Source organism: Pseudomonas sp. SWI44, from assembly GCF_002947915.1.
Classification (GTDB): Bacteria; Pseudomonadota; Gammaproteobacteria; order Pseudomonadales; family Pseudomonadaceae; genus Aquipseudomonas; species Aquipseudomonas taiwanensis.
On record NZ_CP026674.1, the window covers coordinates 3267060 to 3281429 of the forward strand.

Consider the following 14370-nt stretch of genomic DNA (forward strand, 5'->3'; position numbering starts at 1 on the left):
GCCGAGCATGCAAATCAAACTCGCCAACCCGCGCGGCTTCTGCGCGGGGGTCGACCGGGCGATCGAGATCGTCAACCGCGCCCTGGAAGTCTTCGGCCCACCGATCTATGTGCGTCACGAAGTGGTGCACAACAAGTTCGTCGTCGAAGACCTGCGCAACCGTGGCGCCGTCTTCGTCGAAGAGCTGGACCAGGTGCCGGATGACGTGATCGTCATTTTCAGCGCCCATGGCGTCTCCCAGGCGGTGCGCCAGGAAGCTGCCGGCCGTGGCCTGAAGGTGTTCGACGCCACCTGCCCGCTGGTGACCAAGGTCCACATCGAGGTGGCCAAGTACAGCCGCGATGGCCGTGAGTGCATCCTCATCGGCCACGCCGGTCACCCGGAAGTCGAAGGCACCATGGGGCAGTACGATCCCAGCAATGGCGGCTCCATCTACCTTGTCGAAGACGAGAACGATGTGGCCAGGCTGCAAGTGCGCAACCCCGATCACCTGGCCTTCGTGACCCAGACGACCCTGTCGATGGACGATACCAGCCGTGTGATCGACGCCCTGCGCGCGCGCTTCCCGAACATTGGCGGCCCGCGCAAGGATGACATCTGCTACGCGACCCAGAACCGCCAGGACGCGGTCAAGCAATTGGCCGACGAGTGTGATGTGGTGCTGGTGGTGGGGAGCCCCAACAGCTCCAACTCCAACCGCCTGCGCGAGTTGGCAGAGCGCATGGGCACACCGGCCTACCTGATCGATGGTGCCGAAGACCTGCAACGTGCCTGGTTCGACGGCATGGCCCGCATCGGCATTACCGCGGGTGCTTCGGCGCCGGAGGTGCTGGTGCGTGGCGTGATCGAGCAGCTCAGGTCCTGGGGCGCGACCGGTGCCGAAGAGCTCGATGGACGCGAAGAGAACATCACCTTCTCGATGCCCAAGGAGCTGCGGGTTCGCTCGCTGATCTGATCAGCTGGCCTGGCAAGCGGGTCGGTCGGGTTCGTCTGTCGTCAGCCTGACCCGACCGCTCGGTGCCACGATGACCCGATAGGGTGTGCTTTCGGCAACCCGTCTGCACACCTCCAGCGTTATCCCTTGCAGACTGGCATTGCGCCCCTGCGCGATGCCGATCTCGCTGAATACCACCTCTCTGCTCGTACTCGCCACGACCCGCAGCGGTCGCGCCAGGCGATGTTCCCGCAGCACTTGTTCGTTGTCAGCGAGCACGATTCGCCAACCTGTCCCCCAGTCACTGTCCAACGGTTGAATCGCCACCGCACGGCTTTGCAGAAGCGCATGGCTGCGAGCGCTACGCAAGCCTTGCAAGAGGTCCCGTGCGGCTGCCGAGCGATGCAGGTCATCGGTCATGTTGATGTAGGCAGGCATGCCCAGTTGCGTAAGCACCGCCGCGAGCGCCAACGCGAACATCATTTGTATCAGTGTTGCCCCTTGTTGCCGCACCGTGCATTCCTCCCCGGAAGTGCTTCGCTTTAGCTTCAAGGTCGATGGCGGCAAGGTCCAGTCGGCCAAGTTCGCGCTCTTCAGGGGGAAAAGTCGCAGGAGGTGCACGGATGCGCACGAGGGATCAGGGGATGACGCTGTTGGAAGTGCTGTTGGCCGTGGTGGTGGTGTCGTTGAGCATGTTCGCTGCGGCCGCATCGCAGTTGCGAGCGATGCAAGCCACCGAAAGCGCCCGCCACGAGGGGCAGGCCGCGCTGAGCGCGCACAGCGAGCACGAGCGGGGCAGGGCCCAGGGCAGGCAGCCATGAGCCGCGAGCAAGGAGGCTTCGGCCTGCTCGAAGTGATGCTGGCGCTTGCCATCGGGCTGATGTGCCTGGCGGCGGTCAGCCAGGTGTTCGTCGCCGCGCATCAGGCCTGGCGCCTGCAAGGCGCGGCGGTCCATATGCAGGACGATGCCCGGTTTGCACTGCTGCACATGGCGCAAAGCATACGCATGGCCGGCATGTTCGGGTGTCTGCGAGCGCAACCCGGCGACTTCAAGGCACCAGAGGCGATCCAGGCCTTCGCCCAGCCGTTGCAAGTCGGTACATCCAGCCTCGACCTGGTCGTGGCCGAGTTGCCTGGATACACCGGAATACCGAACTGGACCCTTCGCACCGATTGCATCGAACAGGTACAGGTGCATCGCGCGCGCGAGGGCAACGACCAGCTTCCTTTGGCGTTTCCGATCAGCCGCCACAGCTACCGGCTTGAAGGCACGACGTTGGTCTTCAAGCGTGCCAACAGCCGAAACTTCCAGCCTCTGGTCAACCACGTGCGCGAACTGCGCTTGGTCCATGTGCCAGCGCTTGGCGGAGGGCGGGTGGATATCCAGCTGGCGCTGTACGAGCCAACCTTGGGTATCGAGCAGCGTTACGCACTGACCGTTGCGGTACGCAACCCGGTGGACGAATCATGAAACGCCAACGCGGCATGGTGCTGTTGCTGGCGTTGGTGCTGAGCCTGCTACTTGCCCTGATTGCAGCGTCGGCCTTGCGCGATGCGCTGTTGGAGACGCGCATGACCGGTTACCTGCGCGATGGCCTGCAGGCGCTGGAACAGGTGGAGACCACCCTGCAGTTCGCCGAAGCCGAGCTGGAGCGCGCGCCACCTGCATTGTGCAAGGACTGCCAGCCCCCTTCGCGCCCGCACGAGCTGCAGGGGGCATGGCAAGGCACCGAGAGCGGCTACTTTCAGCTTCAGAATCTGGGCGCGAGTACCCGTGCCGCCCACCGCGCAGAGGGCGAGGAAGTCACGTTGTACAGGGTGACCGCCGTCAGTCGCCAGAGCGAGTCAAGGCAAGTGGTGGAGGCGGTCTACGCTGTGCCAGCCGCTCACGGGCAGGTAGCGCAGCGCATCCTTTGGCGGCAGAGACTGAGGCGGGACTGACATGCAGCAAGGTTTGAGCCTGATCGAGTTGTTGATTGTCCTGGCCGTGACCGGCATTCTGGCAGCCATTGCCTACCCCAGTTACAGCGACCAGCTCAGGCGAGCCGCACGCAGCGAAGTGGTTGGCCTGCTGCACGAAGCCGCCCTGCGCCTGGAGCGTCATCGTGCGCTCACTGGCCAGTATGCCGAGGGCGACCCCCGGTTACCTGACGGGAATCGTCACTACAGGCTGCACGCCCAACGTGGCAGCGACACCTTCACGCTGTTGGCACGCCGGCTGCCGAGCGGCCTGATGGCCGTTGATCGCTGTGGCGATTTCCAGCTCGACCAGGCCGGTGTGCGCGCCAACCCCGGCGCGTCCGGCGACGCTGAACGCTGTTGGGGAAGCTGAAGGTTGAATGATGCCGGGTGCATCGCGGATTTACTTCAGGTGTTTGGATCGACAGATGAGCAAACGAGTAGTGGTTGTTGGCGGCGGAGTGATCGGCCTGCTGACGGCGTTCAACCTGGCGGAGAAAGTCGGCCAGGTAGTGGTCTGTGACCAGGGCGAGGTTGGCCGCGAGTCGTCCTGGGCCGGTGGCGGTATCGTCTCGCCGCTGTACCCGTGGCGCTACAGCCCGGCGGTCACCGCCTTGGCGCACTGGTCGCAGGACTTTTATCCACAGCTTGGCGAGCGTCTGTTCGCCAGCACCGGGTTGGACCCGGAAGTTCACACCACCGGCCTGTACTGGCTCGACCTGGACGACGAAGCTGAAGCTTTGGCTTGGGCTCAGCGCGCGGGCCGCCCGCTCAGTGCCGTCGACATCTCGGCTGCCTACGACGCGGTCCCGGTCATGGGGCCTGGTTTCAAGCGGGCCATCTACATGGCCGGTGTAGCCAACGTGCGTAATCCTCGCCTGGTGAAGTCGCTCAAGGCGGCATTGCTGGCGCTGCCCAACGTGACAATACGCGAGCATTGCCAGATCACAGGGTTCCGTCAAGAAAGCGGGTGCGTGACAGGCGTACGGACCGCTGACGGGGTGATCGAGGCCGATGACGTGGTACTCAGCGCTGGCGCCTGGAGTGGCGACCTGCTCGGCACCCTGGGCCTGACCTTGCCGGTGGAACCGGTGAAGGGGCAGATGATCCTCTTCAAGTGCGCCGCCGATTTCCTGCCCAGCATGGTACTGGCCAAGGGGCGTTATGCAATTCCACGACGTGATGGGCACATTCTGGTGGGCAGTACGCTGGAGCATGCCGGTTACGACAAGACGCCAACGCCAGAGGCACTGGAAAGCCTGAAGGCTTCGGCGGTGGAGTTGCTACCGGCGCTGGCAGATGCCGAGGTCGTGGGGCACTGGGCCGGTTTGCGGCCAGGCTCACCGGAAGGCATCCCATACATCGGGCGGGTGCCGGGGCATGATGGGCTGTGGCTCAATTGCGGGCATTATCGCAACGGGCTGGTGCTGGCGCCGGCATCGTGCCAACTGTTCACCGATCTGCTGACAGGGGCCGAGCCGATTATCGACCCGGCGCCCTATGCGCCGGCGGGGCGCCTTGGCTGATCGTGCGCTGGGCCGCAGTGCGGCCCGTGATCTTCTCGGGCTCCGCGCGCTCCTTGTGGGCGTTGGCTGGCCGGCGATGCGCCGGCCAAGCCATCAGCCATTGCAGCCTGTCAGCGGCACCTGAAGGTGCCGGCTTGGATAATGCTGCTCATACACCTTGCACACCCGCAGCACGTGCTCATCGGCAAACCGCCCGGCAACCACTTGCAGCCCGACGGGCAACCCCTCGCGGGTAAACCCGCACGGTATGGAGGCCGCGGGCTGCTGAGTCAGGTTGAAGGGGTAGCTGAACGGCGTCCATTCCATCCATTGCGCCATCCCTGACCCAGGCGGCACATTGTGCCCCGCCTCGAATGCCACCAGCGGCAACATGGGCGTTACCAGCACGTCATAGCGCTGATGGAAGGCATTCATCTTCGCGATCAGATCCGCCCGGGCCTCCAGTGCCTGGGTGTATTCGCTCAGGTTGATTCGCGCACCCTGTTCGGCGATCCACCGCAGCCCAGGGTCAAGCAGGGCTCGCTGCTCATCGCTGAACGCGCTGGCCAACCGTGCAGCTCCGGCAAACCACAGCGTATTGAAGGTTTCCAGCGGGTCGTCGAATCCTGGGTCGACTGCTTCGACCTGCGCCCCCAACCGAGCCAGGCGCTTCACCGCCTGTGCCACCAACGCCTGGATCTGCGGGTCGACGTTCACATACCCGAAATCGGCGCTGTAGGCGATGCGCAGGTGGCCAAGGTCCTGATCCTGACCCAGCCACGGCGTCTGGCGTGGTGCGCCTGCCAGCCCGTCGCGCGCATCGGGTCGGGCGACGCAGTCGAGCATCAGCACCGAGTCGTCGACCGTGCGCGTCATCGGCCCCAAGTGCGAGAGGACGGTCATGGCGCTGGCCGGCCATTGCGGTACATAGCCGAACGTTGGCTTGATGCCGAATGTACCGGTAAAGGCACAGGGGATACGGATCGAGCCACCGGCATCGCTTCCTTGGTGCAGCACGCCCAGGTTCAGCGCGGCAGCCGCCGCGGCGCCGCCGGATGATCCGCCAGCGGTCAGCCGGGTATCCCAGGGGTTACGAGTGATGCCATACAGCGGATTGTCGGTGACCCCCTTCCAGCCGAACTCCGGCGTAGTGGTCTTGCCCACCAGCACCGCGCCGGCTTCGCGCATGAAAGCGGTGAAGGGCGCATCAACTTCCCATGGGCCTGCAGCCGACGTGGTGCGCGAACCCTTGCGCGTGGGCATGCCAGAGGTCAGGGTCAGGTCCTTGATCGAGGCAGGCACGCCATCCAGCCGGCCACAGGGCTCACCCCGCAGCCACCGTCGTTCGCTGGCGCGGGCCGCGGCGCGGGCCCCCTCGCCGTCGACATGGCAGTAGGCATTGACTGCCGGGTTGTGCAGGTCGATGCGCGTCAGCACATCGTCGACCACCTCGACCGGTGACAACTGCCGGCGTTGGTACAGCTCCAGCAGTTCGACGGCGGTGAACTCGCCAATCGCGGTTTTCTCGGTCATCTCAGCGGGCTCCTGGATTGGCAGCCTGGAACATGGCGCGCAGCAGGACATCGCAGCCATCGGCCAGGTCCTGTGGTGCGGCATTTTCGATCTCGTTGTGGCTGATGCCACCTTCGCACGGTACGAAGATCATACCGGCCGGCCCCAGTTCGGCCAGGAAGATCGCGTCGTGGCCGGCGCCGCTGACGATGTCCATGTGGCTTAGCCCCAGAGCGCGGGCTCCCTGGCGCACGGCATCGACGCATTGCTCGGCGAAGTACAGCGGTGGGAAGTCCGCGGTCGGTGTCAGTTCATAGCTCAGGCCGTGTTTCGCTGCACTGGCTTCGATGGCGGCACGTACTTCGCCCACCATGCTGGCGAGGTGGTCGGGGTCGAGATGACGCAGGTCGATGGTCATCTGTACCTGGCCGGGAATGACATTGCGCGAGCCGGGGTGCAGGGTCAGGCAACCGACCGTGCCGCAAGCGTGAGGCTGGTGTGCATGGGCCGAGCGGTTGACCGCCGCCACCACTTCGGCGGCGCCGACCAGTGCGTCCTTGCGCAGGTGCATCGGGGTGGGGCCGGCATGGGCTTCGACGCCGGTCAGCACCAGATCGAACCATTTCTGCCCCAGACAGCCCTGGACCACACCGATGGTGGTGCGTTGGTCTTCCAGGATCGGGCCCTGCTCGATATGCGCTTCGAAATAGGCGCCAACGGCATGCCCGGTGGGCGCGCGCGGGCCGGCATAGCCGATGCGCTGAAGCTCGGCGCCAACCGACAGGCCCTGGTCGTCGATCTTTTCCAGGGTTTCCTGCAGGCCGAACTTACCGGCAAACACGCCAGAGCCCATCATGCACGGTGGGAAGCGTGAGCCTTCTTCGTTGGTCCATACCACCACTTCCAAGGGGGCTTCGGTGCTCAGGTCGAGGTCGTTCAGGGTACGGATCACTTCAAGGCCAGCCATGACCCCGTAGCACCCATCGAACTTGCCCCCGGTGGGCTGTGTATCGATATGGCTACCGGTCATCACCGGTGGCAGCGCCGGGTTGCGCCCGGGGCGGCGGGCGAAGATGTTGCCGATGGCGTCGATGCTGACGGTACAGCCGGCTTCCTCGCACCAGCGCACGAACAGGTCGCGGGCTTGACGGTCAAGGTCGGTCAAGGCCAGGCGGCAGACACCGCCCTTGGCGGTGGCACCCAGTCGTGCCAGGTCCATCAGCGATTGCCAGAGGCGGTCGCGGCTGACCAGCGAACCCTGGCCGAGCAGGTGCTGCGAGGGATCGATGCGGGTGTTCATGGTTCATCTCTCCTGAAGCAAAACATGGTCAATTCAATGGCGGTGTGCTGTGTGGCCTGCGCCGGGTCCCGTCGAAAGAGCCGGTACACACAACCCACAGTCAGGCGCTCAAGGCCAGGTAACGGTTCTTGATGCTCGGGTCTTCGCGAAACTGCGCAGCGCTACCCTGATAGGCCACGCGGCCCTGTTCGAGCACGTAGTGACGGTCGGCGAGGGCGTCGCAGACCATCAGGTTCTGTTCCACCAGCAGGATCGACAGGCCTTCGTCCTTGATCCGTCGCAGGATTTTCACCAGTTCGTCGACGATCACCGGGGCCAGACCTTCGGTGGGTTCGTCGAGGATCAGAAGCTTGGGGTCGTTGAGCAGCGCACGGGCGATGGCCAGCATCTGCTGCTCACCACCGGAAAGGGCAAAACCGCCGTTGCGGCGCCGTTCCTTGAGGCGCGGGAACATGCTGTACACATCCTCAAGCTGCCAACGGCTGTCCTTGCGCAGGGCGATCTTGAGGTTTTCCTCCACGCTGAGCTGGCGGAAGATGCCACGGTGCTCGGGCACCAAGGCGATGCCGAGCCGGGCGATATCGAAGATCTCGCGGCCAACCAGTTGCTGGCCGTTGAAGGTGATCTGCCCCTGACGCGGGCGGACGATGCCGAGGATGCTGCGCAGGGTAGTGGTCTTGCCGGCACCGTTGCGCCCAAGCAAGGTCACGAGCTCGCCGGCCTCGACCTTGAGCGAGACGCCTTCGAGCACATGGCTCTTGTCGTAATAGGAGTGGATCGAGTCGACGTTGAGCATCAGGCGGCCTCTCCAAGGTAAGCGGTGCGTACGCGTTCGTCGTTGCGCACCTGTTCAGGGGTACCTTCGACCAGTATCTGGCCGTGGCTCATCACGGTGATGCGCTGGCTGATCGACATGACGATGCTCATGTTGTGTTCGATCAGCAGCACGGTGTGGTCGCGCCCAAGGTCGCTGATCAATGCTGTCATGACCGGGATATCGTCGATGCCCATGCCCGACGTGGGCTCGTCGAGCATCAGCAGGGTGGGCCTGGCGCAGATCGACATGCCGACTTCCAGTACCCGCTGCTGGCCGTGCGACAGCTCGCCGGCCAGCGTCTCGGCGCGGGCCGTGAGTTTCAGGCGCTCGAGCACCTGGTCGGCGGTGTCCCAATGGCTACGCTTGTGCTCGACGCTGCGCCAGAAGTTCAGCGCACCCAGGCCGTCGCGGCCTTGGGCGGCCAGGCGCAGGTTCTCGCGAACCGACAGGTTCTGGAACAGGCTGGTGAGCTGGAACGAGCGCGCCATGCCCAGCGCAACGCGGCCGTGGGAGGGTTTGCGGACGATGTCCTGGCCGTTGAACAGGATCTGGCCGCCGGTGGCCTGACGCTCACCGGTCAGGCAGTGGAACAGGCTGGTCTTGCCAGCGCCGTTGGGGCCGATGACGGTATGAATGGTGCCGGCGCTCACTTTGAGGTCAACGCCTGCGACCGCCTTGAACGGCCCATAGGCCAGCTCCAGTTGGCGGGTTTGCAGAAGGTAGTCGCTCATCACAGGGTCTCCTTGGTGTTGGCCTGGGGTTTGTCGCTGGCACTGCGTGGCGCCAGCAGGCGCTTGCCCAACTCGGCCAGACCGCCCCACAGGCCGCCGCGCATGAAGACCACCACCAGGATCAGGATCACCCCCAGCAACATCAGCCAGCGTGGCCACAGCTCCGACAGCACATCGCCCAGCAACACGATGGCGCCAGCGCCGAGCAGTGAGCCGAACAGCGAGCCGGTGCCGCCGACGATGGTCATGATCAGGATGTTCTCGCTCATCATCAGGTCGATGTTCGACAGCGGCGCAAAATGCAGCAGCATGGCGTACAGCGCACCGGCGATGCCGGTTATGGCACCCGACAGCATGAAAACGAGGATCTTGAAGTGTCGGATGTCGTAGCCAATGGCCGCGGCGCGGGTTTCGTTCTCACGGATGGCCAGCAGGGTGCTGCCGAATGGCGAGCGGATTACCCGCAGGGCACCGGCGAAGATCAGCAGGAACAGCACCGCGACGAACACGTAGAAGTGCCGAGGGTCGCCCAGGTCCACCAGCACGTGGCCGGCCATTTCGATGTTCGGGCGTGGCACGTCGAGCAGGCCATTGTCACCGCCGGTCCAACCGCTGAGGGTGTAGGCCAGGAAGTAGGCCATCTGGCTGAAGGCCAGGGTCAGCATGACGAAGTAGATGCCTTTGCGGCGAATCGCCAGGGCCCCCACCAGCAGCGCCAGGAAGGCGCCGAACAAGGCTGCGCCGAGCAGGGCGGCGAACAGCCCCCACTGCAGGTGAATCATCAATAGCGCCGCACCGTAGGCACCGGCGCCGAAGAAGATGCCCTGGCCGAAAGAGAGCAGGCCGGTGTAACCGAGCAGCAGGTTGCAGGCCAGCGCTGCCAGGGCAAAGATCAGGATCTCGGTTGCCAGGGTGGCCGACGGCAGCAGCAGCGGCAGCGCAACCAGGCTGGCGACGACCAGCGACAGCAGAGCTGGCGCGCGGCCCTTGGCAACGGGTAATGGGTTTTTCTCGCTCATCTCACGCTCTCCCGAACAGGCCATAAGGACGGACCAGGATGACCGCGGCCATGGCGCCATAGATCATCAGGCTGGCGCCTTGCGGCCAGAGGCTGGTCATCATGCTTTGCACCACACCCACCAGCAGGCCGCCGACCAGCGCACCGCCGAACGAGCCCATGCCGCCGATCACCACCACCACGAAGGCGATGCCGAGGATTTCCGGGCCGACGAAAGGCTGGGCACCCCGCAGCGGAGCGAAAAGGACGCCCGCCACGCCGGCCAGGCCCACGCCCAGGGCGAAGGTCAAAGAGAACAGGCGGAAGATGTTGGTGCCCAGCAGCGATACGGTTTCGGTGCTCTCGCTGCCGGCCCGAACCAAGGCGCCGAAGCGGGTGCGCTCCAGCAGAAGCCACAAGCCAAGGCCGATCAGGGCAGCGAAACCGATCAGGAACAGGCGGTAGTAGGGGTAGATGAAGTCACCGAGGATCAGCACCCCGCGCAGTTCCGGCGGCACGGCGATGTTCTTGCCCACTGGGCCCCAGATCAGTACCGAGGCTTCCTGGATGATCAGCGCAATGCCGAGGGTGACGAGGATCTGGAAGGTGTGCGGCAAGTGGTAGATGCGCTTGATCAGCAGGCGCTCCACCGCCCAGGCCAGCGCGGCCACCACCAGCGGCGCGATCAGCAGCGCCAGCCAGAAGTTGCCGGTAACAGCCACGGCGGTGTAGCACAGGTAGGCGCCCAGCAGAAAGAACGCGCCGTGGGCGAAGTTGACGAAGTTCAGCAAGCCGAAAATGATCGTCAGGCCGACGGCGATGAGGAAGTAGATCATCCCCAGGCCCAGGCCGTTGAGCAGTTGGAACAGGTACAAATCGAGCATGAGCGTGCCCTCGACAGCGCGCGGTGCGGCTGCCTGTACGAGTGTGTTTGACTAACGCCTTGGCTTCAGGCCAGGGCGCAACCGGTGTGGTCGACCTCGATGAACGAGCGCCCCGAGCTGATGACTTCGGCCAGGTCGTCCTCGTCGCGCATCTGCCCTTGGGGCTTGCCGCGCAGCAGGTAGTAATCCTTGAGCACCTGGTGGTCACCCGGGCGGATCAGTTCATCGCCAGTCGGGCCTTGGAAGCGCATGCCCTGGAGTGCGGCGGACACCGCGGCGCCTTCGAGGCTGCCGGCCTTGATGATCGCTTCGAGCATGACCTTGGTACCGATGTAGTCGGCCGCCAACGGGTAATTGGGGTTGATGCCGTAGGCTTTACGGGTGGCTGCGACCAGTTGCTTGTTCAGCGGGGTGTCGACCTGGTGCCAGTACTGAGCGCCCAGATAGACGCCTTCGAGCACGTCGCTGCCCAACTCCTGGAACTGGTCCAGGCCCGCTGACCACACCATCAGCACGCTCATGCGGTCCTTGATGCCGAAGTTCACCGCTTGGCGCAGTGCATTGGATGCCTGGCTACCGAAGTTGAGCAGCACCAGCACATCGGGTTTGGCGGCGATGGCGTTGGTCAGGTACCCGGAGAACTCCTGCTCCTGCAGCGAGTGGTAGCTATTACCGATGTGTTCGACGCCGAACTCGGAGAATACCTTGCGGGCGTTGTCCAGCAGGGCATCGCCGAACACGTATTGCGGGGTGATGGTGTACCAGCGCTTGGCCTGCGGCAGCTGGCGGATCATCGGCACCAATGTTTCGCGGATAGCGCCGTAGGTGGGCACTGACCATCGGAAGGTCGAGGCATTGCAGTCCTTGCCGGTGATTTCGTCGGCGCCTACTGGCGTCATGAACACGCCGCCGGCCTTGTGGATTTCCTTCGACACCGCCAATGCCGAGGACGACAGCGTACAGCCCTGGAAGAAGCGCGCGCCGTCCTGGCCGATGGCTTCCTGCACCTTGCGCACCGCTTTACCGGCGTTGCCTTCGGTGTCTATGACCTTGTACTTGAGCGGGTGGCCGAGCAACTGTGGGTACTCGGCGATGGCCAGACGCGAGCCCATGTCGGCGTACTTGCCGTAGCTGGCGAAGGCCCCAGACATGGACTTGAGCCCATAGAAGGTCAGCGGTTGGTCGGCGAATGCCCGGTGCGCCCCCAAGGGGAGGCCTCCTAGGGCACCCAGGGCAAGGCCTGCCTTGAGCAGGGTACGTCTTTGCATGGGTAACTCCTTGGTTCTGGTTATTAGGCAGGAGTGGCAATGACAAAGCGGGTACGACCGGGCCTGTGTGCAGGCCTCTTTCCAGGCGCATCAGTGGTGGTGTTCGAACTCCAGCAGGAAGTTGCGGGCAACCTCGCCTTCGAGCGCGGTCATGTGGTGCTCGGCGTCGCACATGTGTTCGTGCATCAACCGGCGTACAGCGGGTTCGTCGCTGGCGCGCAAGGCTGTCAGCAGCTGCTTGTGGTACGCGATGTTGGCGGCAGCGAACTGCTGGCGCTTGGGCAGGTAGGCCTTTTTCAGCACCACCAGGTCGCGTAGCAGGTCGTTGAGGAACACTGCCATGAAACGCAGCAGCGGGTTGGGGCAACGGTCGGCCAGCAGCGTGTGGAACTCCAGCTCCGCCAGCCGTTGTTCGCGCTGCCCTTCTTCGCTGTCTTCCGGCGCGCTGCAGAAGTCTATGTTGGCTTGCAGGGCCGCATAGTCAGCGTCACTCAGCTTGCCCATGACCGACACCGCCAGCTCGACCTCGATGACTTTGCGCAATTGGTACACCTGCTCGCCGTCCAGGTGCTGGAAGTGCAAGTAGTTGCGCAGTGCGCGGCTGGCCGGCTCGGTGCCGACCTCATTGAGGTAGGCGCCACCGCTCGGGCCGGTGCGGGTGCTGACCAGGCCTTCCACTTCAAGGGCCTTGAGCGCTTCGCGGGCGGTGCCTTTGGAGCATTCGAAATGCTCCATCAGCTCACGCTCGGTGGGCAGCCGATCGCCAGGGTGCAGCGCTTCGGTGACGATAGAGCGCTTGACCGATTCGACGATCACATCCGACAGCTTCTGGCGCTTGCGTTTGGGTTTGAGCATTTCGCTATTTTTCATATTTATGCGGATAAATAGGATTTAGCGAGTTTTGCCCATAGGGGTCAATGCCGAAGGCTGGGGAGGGGTCGTAAACGGTGCGAAAGCGTCGGGGAGGGATAAGAGCGCAAGAAAATTACCGCGCAACCTGTAAGAGCGGATGACCCGCTCCTACAGGGCTGTGTGTTCAGTTTTGGCGGCCAGGGCCTTGCTGCAAGTGCGCCTGGCTGCAATACCACTCGTTACCCTGGCGCAGTGCCCGGTCGTTGGGCAGGTGCACCCCGCAATGGGCGCAGCGCACCATCTTCAGCGGGTCGTCGAGCTTGGGCTCGGGATGCGACTGTTGGCTGATCTTGAACTTGCGCCACAGCCAGAACGCGGCGGCGATCAGGGCGATCCAGAAGAGTAGGCGAACCATGGTGTCCAGCTTGTTCAGAGAGGAAGCCACCAGTCTAGGGCGGCCCCCACGAAAAAGGGAGGCCCTGAGCCTCCCTTTCTTGTAGTGCCGTGTATCAGTCGAACAGACCGAAGGTCATGTAGCTGAACCACGAACGGTCTTTCTCGGCTTCCTTCGGACCTTCCGGCAGGATCGGATTGCCGTCTTCGTCCTTGGGCAGCAGCTCTTCCGGCATTTCCGAGCGAGCGTCCTGGAACTGCTTGACCACGTCCTGGTTGGCGCGGGTTTCACCCGGTGGCAGCGGCGTTTCGGTCTCGATCAGGCCCAGGGTGGCCTTGGACAGCCACGAACGGCCATCAGCCTCGTCCTGCTTGGGCTGGAACTGACCATCGACCAGGCTTGGGTGGTCGGGGTAGTTGAGCTTGAGGGTTTCCAGGCTGGTGGCGGCCAGGTCGTCCAGGTGCATCTTCTGGTAGGACTCGACCATGATCGCCAGGCCGTCACCGACCGACGGGGTTTCCTGGAAGTTTTCCACCACGTAACGGCCACGGTTGGCCGCGGCGACATAAGCCTGGCGGCTCAGGTAGTAGTCGGCCACGTGGATTTCATAGGAGGCCAGCAGGTTGCGCAGGTAGATCATGCGCTGCTTGGCGTCCGGCGAGTAACGGCTGTTCGGGAAGCGGCTGGTCAGCTGGGCGAACTCGTTGTACGAGTCGCGCGCGGCACCCGGGTCGCGCTTGGTCATGTCCAGCGGCAGGAATCGCGCCAGCAGGCCACGGTCCTGGTCGAACGAAGTCAGGCCCTTGAGGTAGTAGGCATAGTCGACGTTCGGGTGCTGCGGGTGCAGACGGATGAAGCGCTCGGCAGCCGATTTGGCAGCTTCAGGCTCGGAGTTCTTGTAGTTGGCGTAGATCAGTTCGAGCTGCGCCTGGTCGGCGTAGCGGCCGAACGGGTACCGCGACTCCAGGGCCTTGAGCTTGCTCACGGCGCTGTTGTAGCTGTGGTTGTCCAGGTCAGTCTGGGCCTGCTGGTACAGCTCGGCCTCGCTGAGGTTCTCGTCGATCACTTCTTTGTTAGAGGAACAGGCCGCGGTGAGCCCGAGGATGGCGATCAGCAGCAGGTGTTTCACTTGCATGGCGGCTTGCGTCCCTTTGACGGCCGCTGTCTTGGGCGGTGCCGTCCTGTTATGATGAGCGCCCCGGCCAACCCCGGGACAA

17 protein-coding genes are annotated in these 14370 nt (G+C 64.0%); 6 read left to right on the forward strand and 11 right to left on the reverse strand.

What is annotated here, in order from left to right; genetic code table 11:
- The first annotated feature begins 7 nt into the window (after nt 1-7).
- Nucleotides 8-955, forward strand: coding sequence for a 4-hydroxy-3-methylbut-2-enyl diphosphate reductase (ispH, locus tag C4Q26_RS15430; RefSeq protein WP_023382465.1), 948 nt, complete (start codon nt 8-10; stop codon nt 953-955).
- On the opposite strand, the gene C4Q26_RS15435 is transcribed toward ispH, so the two are convergent.
- Entirely contained in the window at nt 956-1447 is a 492-nt protein-coding gene (locus C4Q26_RS15435; protein ID WP_027907755.1) for a GspH/FimT family pseudopilin, read from the reverse strand. It abuts the gene before it with no gap.
- 110 nt (nt 1448-1557) lie between these two features.
- On the opposite strand from C4Q26_RS15435, the gene C4Q26_RS15440 reads away from it, so the two are divergent.
- The 5 genes from C4Q26_RS15440 to thiO are packed head-to-tail and all read left to right on the forward strand — an operon-like array spanning nt 1558 to nt 4419.
- Nucleotides 1558-1755, forward strand: coding sequence for a prepilin-type N-terminal cleavage/methylation domain-containing protein (locus tag C4Q26_RS15440; RefSeq protein ID WP_023382463.1), 198 nt, complete (start codon nt 1558-1560; stop codon nt 1753-1755).
- Complete coding sequence (locus tag C4Q26_RS15445; RefSeq protein ID WP_023382462.1) at nt 1752-2405, forward strand: PilW family protein; 654 nt, start codon at nt 1752-1754, stop codon at nt 2403-2405. The genes C4Q26_RS15440 and C4Q26_RS15445 overlap by 4 nt, the downstream gene beginning before the upstream one ends.
- Nucleotides 2402-2875, forward strand: coding sequence for a hypothetical protein (locus C4Q26_RS15450; RefSeq protein WP_023382461.1), 474 nt, complete (start codon nt 2402-2404; stop codon nt 2873-2875). The genes C4Q26_RS15445 and C4Q26_RS15450 overlap by 4 nt, the downstream gene beginning before the upstream one ends.
- A gap of 1 nt (nt 2876) precedes the next feature.
- Complete coding sequence (locus C4Q26_RS15455) at nt 2877-3266, forward strand: type IV pilin protein (protein ID WP_023382460.1); 390 nt, start codon at nt 2877-2879, stop codon at nt 3264-3266.
- A gap of 55 nt (nt 3267-3321) precedes the next feature.
- Nucleotides 3322-4419, forward strand: coding sequence for a glycine oxidase ThiO (thiO, locus tag C4Q26_RS15460; RefSeq protein WP_104883268.1), 1098 nt, complete (start codon nt 3322-3324; stop codon nt 4417-4419).
- A gap of 93 nt (nt 4420-4512) precedes the next feature.
- Here thiO and C4Q26_RS15465 read toward each other — a convergent pair whose 3' ends face one another.
- From C4Q26_RS15465 to C4Q26_RS15510, 10 genes are all read right to left on the reverse strand, one after another.
- Nucleotides 4513-5931 carry an amidase gene (locus tag C4Q26_RS15465; RefSeq protein WP_104883269.1) on the reverse strand — a complete coding sequence of 473 codons (1419 nt, stop codon included), beginning with the start codon at nt 5929-5931 and terminating at the stop codon, nt 4513-4515.
- 1 nt (nt 5932) lies between these two features.
- Nucleotides 5933-7210: a Zn-dependent hydrolase gene (locus C4Q26_RS15470; RefSeq protein WP_023382457.1), complete on the reverse strand. Its 1278-nt coding sequence runs from the start codon at nt 7208-7210 to the stop codon at nt 5933-5935.
- A gap of 100 nt (nt 7211-7310) precedes the next feature.
- On the reverse strand, nt 7311-8006 hold the full coding sequence (locus tag C4Q26_RS15475) for an ABC transporter ATP-binding protein (RefSeq protein WP_023382456.1): 696 nt from the start codon (nt 8004-8006) through the stop codon (nt 7311-7313).
- Nucleotides 8006-8758 (reverse strand): ABC transporter ATP-binding protein, encoded by a 753-nt coding sequence (locus C4Q26_RS15480; protein ID WP_023382455.1) that lies wholly within the window; start codon nt 8756-8758, stop codon nt 8006-8008. The genes C4Q26_RS15475 and C4Q26_RS15480 overlap by 1 nt, the downstream gene beginning before the upstream one ends.
- Nucleotides 8758-9777 (reverse strand): branched-chain amino acid ABC transporter permease, encoded by a 1020-nt coding sequence (locus C4Q26_RS15485; RefSeq protein ID WP_023382454.1) that lies wholly within the window; start codon nt 9775-9777, stop codon nt 8758-8760. The genes C4Q26_RS15480 and C4Q26_RS15485 overlap by 1 nt, the downstream gene beginning before the upstream one ends.
- Before the next feature lies 1 nt (nt 9778).
- Nucleotides 9779-10639, reverse strand: a complete 861-nt coding sequence (locus C4Q26_RS15490; RefSeq protein WP_023382453.1) for a branched-chain amino acid ABC transporter permease — start codon at nt 10637-10639, stop codon at nt 9779-9781.
- A gap of 65 nt (nt 10640-10704) precedes the next feature.
- Nucleotides 10705-11907: an ABC transporter substrate-binding protein gene (locus C4Q26_RS15495; protein ID WP_023382452.1), complete on the reverse strand. Its 1203-nt coding sequence runs from the start codon at nt 11905-11907 to the stop codon at nt 10705-10707.
- A 90-nt stretch (nt 11908-11997) separates the two neighbouring features.
- Nucleotides 11998-12762 (reverse strand): FadR/GntR family transcriptional regulator, encoded by a 765-nt coding sequence (locus C4Q26_RS15500; RefSeq protein ID WP_023382451.1) that lies wholly within the window; start codon nt 12760-12762, stop codon nt 11998-12000.
- 181 nt (nt 12763-12943) lie between these two features.
- Complete coding sequence (locus C4Q26_RS15505; RefSeq protein ID WP_023382450.1) at nt 12944-13174, reverse strand: PP0621 family protein; 231 nt, start codon at nt 13172-13174, stop codon at nt 12944-12946.
- A gap of 94 nt (nt 13175-13268) precedes the next feature.
- Entirely contained in the window at nt 13269-14288 is a 1020-nt protein-coding gene (locus C4Q26_RS15510) for an outer membrane protein assembly factor BamD (protein ID WP_023382449.1), read from the reverse strand.
- Nucleotides 14289-14370: the final 82 nt, after the last annotated feature.

Bases quoted from the DNA above. Each gene is read 5' to 3' on its own strand.
- C4Q26_RS15480 (WP_023382455.1), bottom strand. From the start codon at position 8,758: ATGAGCGACTACCTTCTGCAAACCCGCCAACTGGAGCTGGCCTATGGG.
- C4Q26_RS15505 (WP_023382450.1), bottom strand. From the start codon at position 13,174: ATGGTTCGCCTACTCTTCTGGATCGCCCTGATCGCCGCCGCGTTCTGG.
- C4Q26_RS15470 (WP_023382457.1), bottom strand. From the start codon at position 7,210: ATGAACACCCGCATCGATCCCTCGCAGCACCTGCTCGGCCAGGGTTCG.
- C4Q26_RS15455 (WP_023382460.1), top strand. From the start codon at position 2,877: ATGCAGCAAGGTTTGAGCCTGATCGAGTTGTTGATTGTCCTGGCCGTG.
- C4Q26_RS15450 (WP_023382461.1), top strand. From the start codon at position 2,402: ATGAAACGCCAACGCGGCATGGTGCTGTTGCTGGCGTTGGTGCTGAGC.
- C4Q26_RS15500 (WP_023382451.1), bottom strand. From the start codon at position 12,762: ATGCTCAAACCCAAACGCAAGCGCCAGAAGCTGTCGGATGTGATCGTC.
- C4Q26_RS15495 (WP_023382452.1), bottom strand. From the start codon at position 11,907: ATGCAAAGACGTACCCTGCTCAAGGCAGGCCTTGCCCTGGGTGCCCTA.
- C4Q26_RS15485 (WP_023382454.1), bottom strand. From the start codon at position 9,777: ATGAGCGAGAAAAACCCATTACCCGTTGCCAAGGGCCGCGCGCCAGCT.
- C4Q26_RS15445 (WP_023382462.1), top strand. From the start codon at position 1,752: ATGAGCCGCGAGCAAGGAGGCTTCGGCCTGCTCGAAGTGATGCTGGCG.
- C4Q26_RS15440 (WP_023382463.1), top strand. From the start codon at position 1,558: ATGCGCACGAGGGATCAGGGGATGACGCTGTTGGAAGTGCTGTTGGCC.
- thiO (WP_104883268.1), top strand. From the start codon at position 3,322: ATGAGCAAACGAGTAGTGGTTGTTGGCGGCGGAGTGATCGGCCTGCTG.
- C4Q26_RS15475 (WP_023382456.1), bottom strand. From the start codon at position 8,006: ATGCTCAACGTCGACTCGATCCACTCCTATTACGACAAGAGCCATGTG.
- C4Q26_RS15465 (WP_104883269.1), bottom strand. From the start codon at position 5,931: ATGACCGAGAAAACCGCGATTGGCGAGTTCACCGCCGTCGAACTGCTG.
- C4Q26_RS15510 (WP_023382449.1), bottom strand. From the start codon at position 14,288: ATGCAAGTGAAACACCTGCTGCTGATCGCCATCCTCGGGCTCACCGCG.
- C4Q26_RS15490 (WP_023382453.1), bottom strand. From the start codon at position 10,639: ATGCTCGATTTGTACCTGTTCCAACTGCTCAACGGCCTGGGCCTGGGG.
- ispH (WP_023382465.1), top strand. From the start codon at position 8: ATGCAAATCAAACTCGCCAACCCGCGCGGCTTCTGCGCGGGGGTCGAC.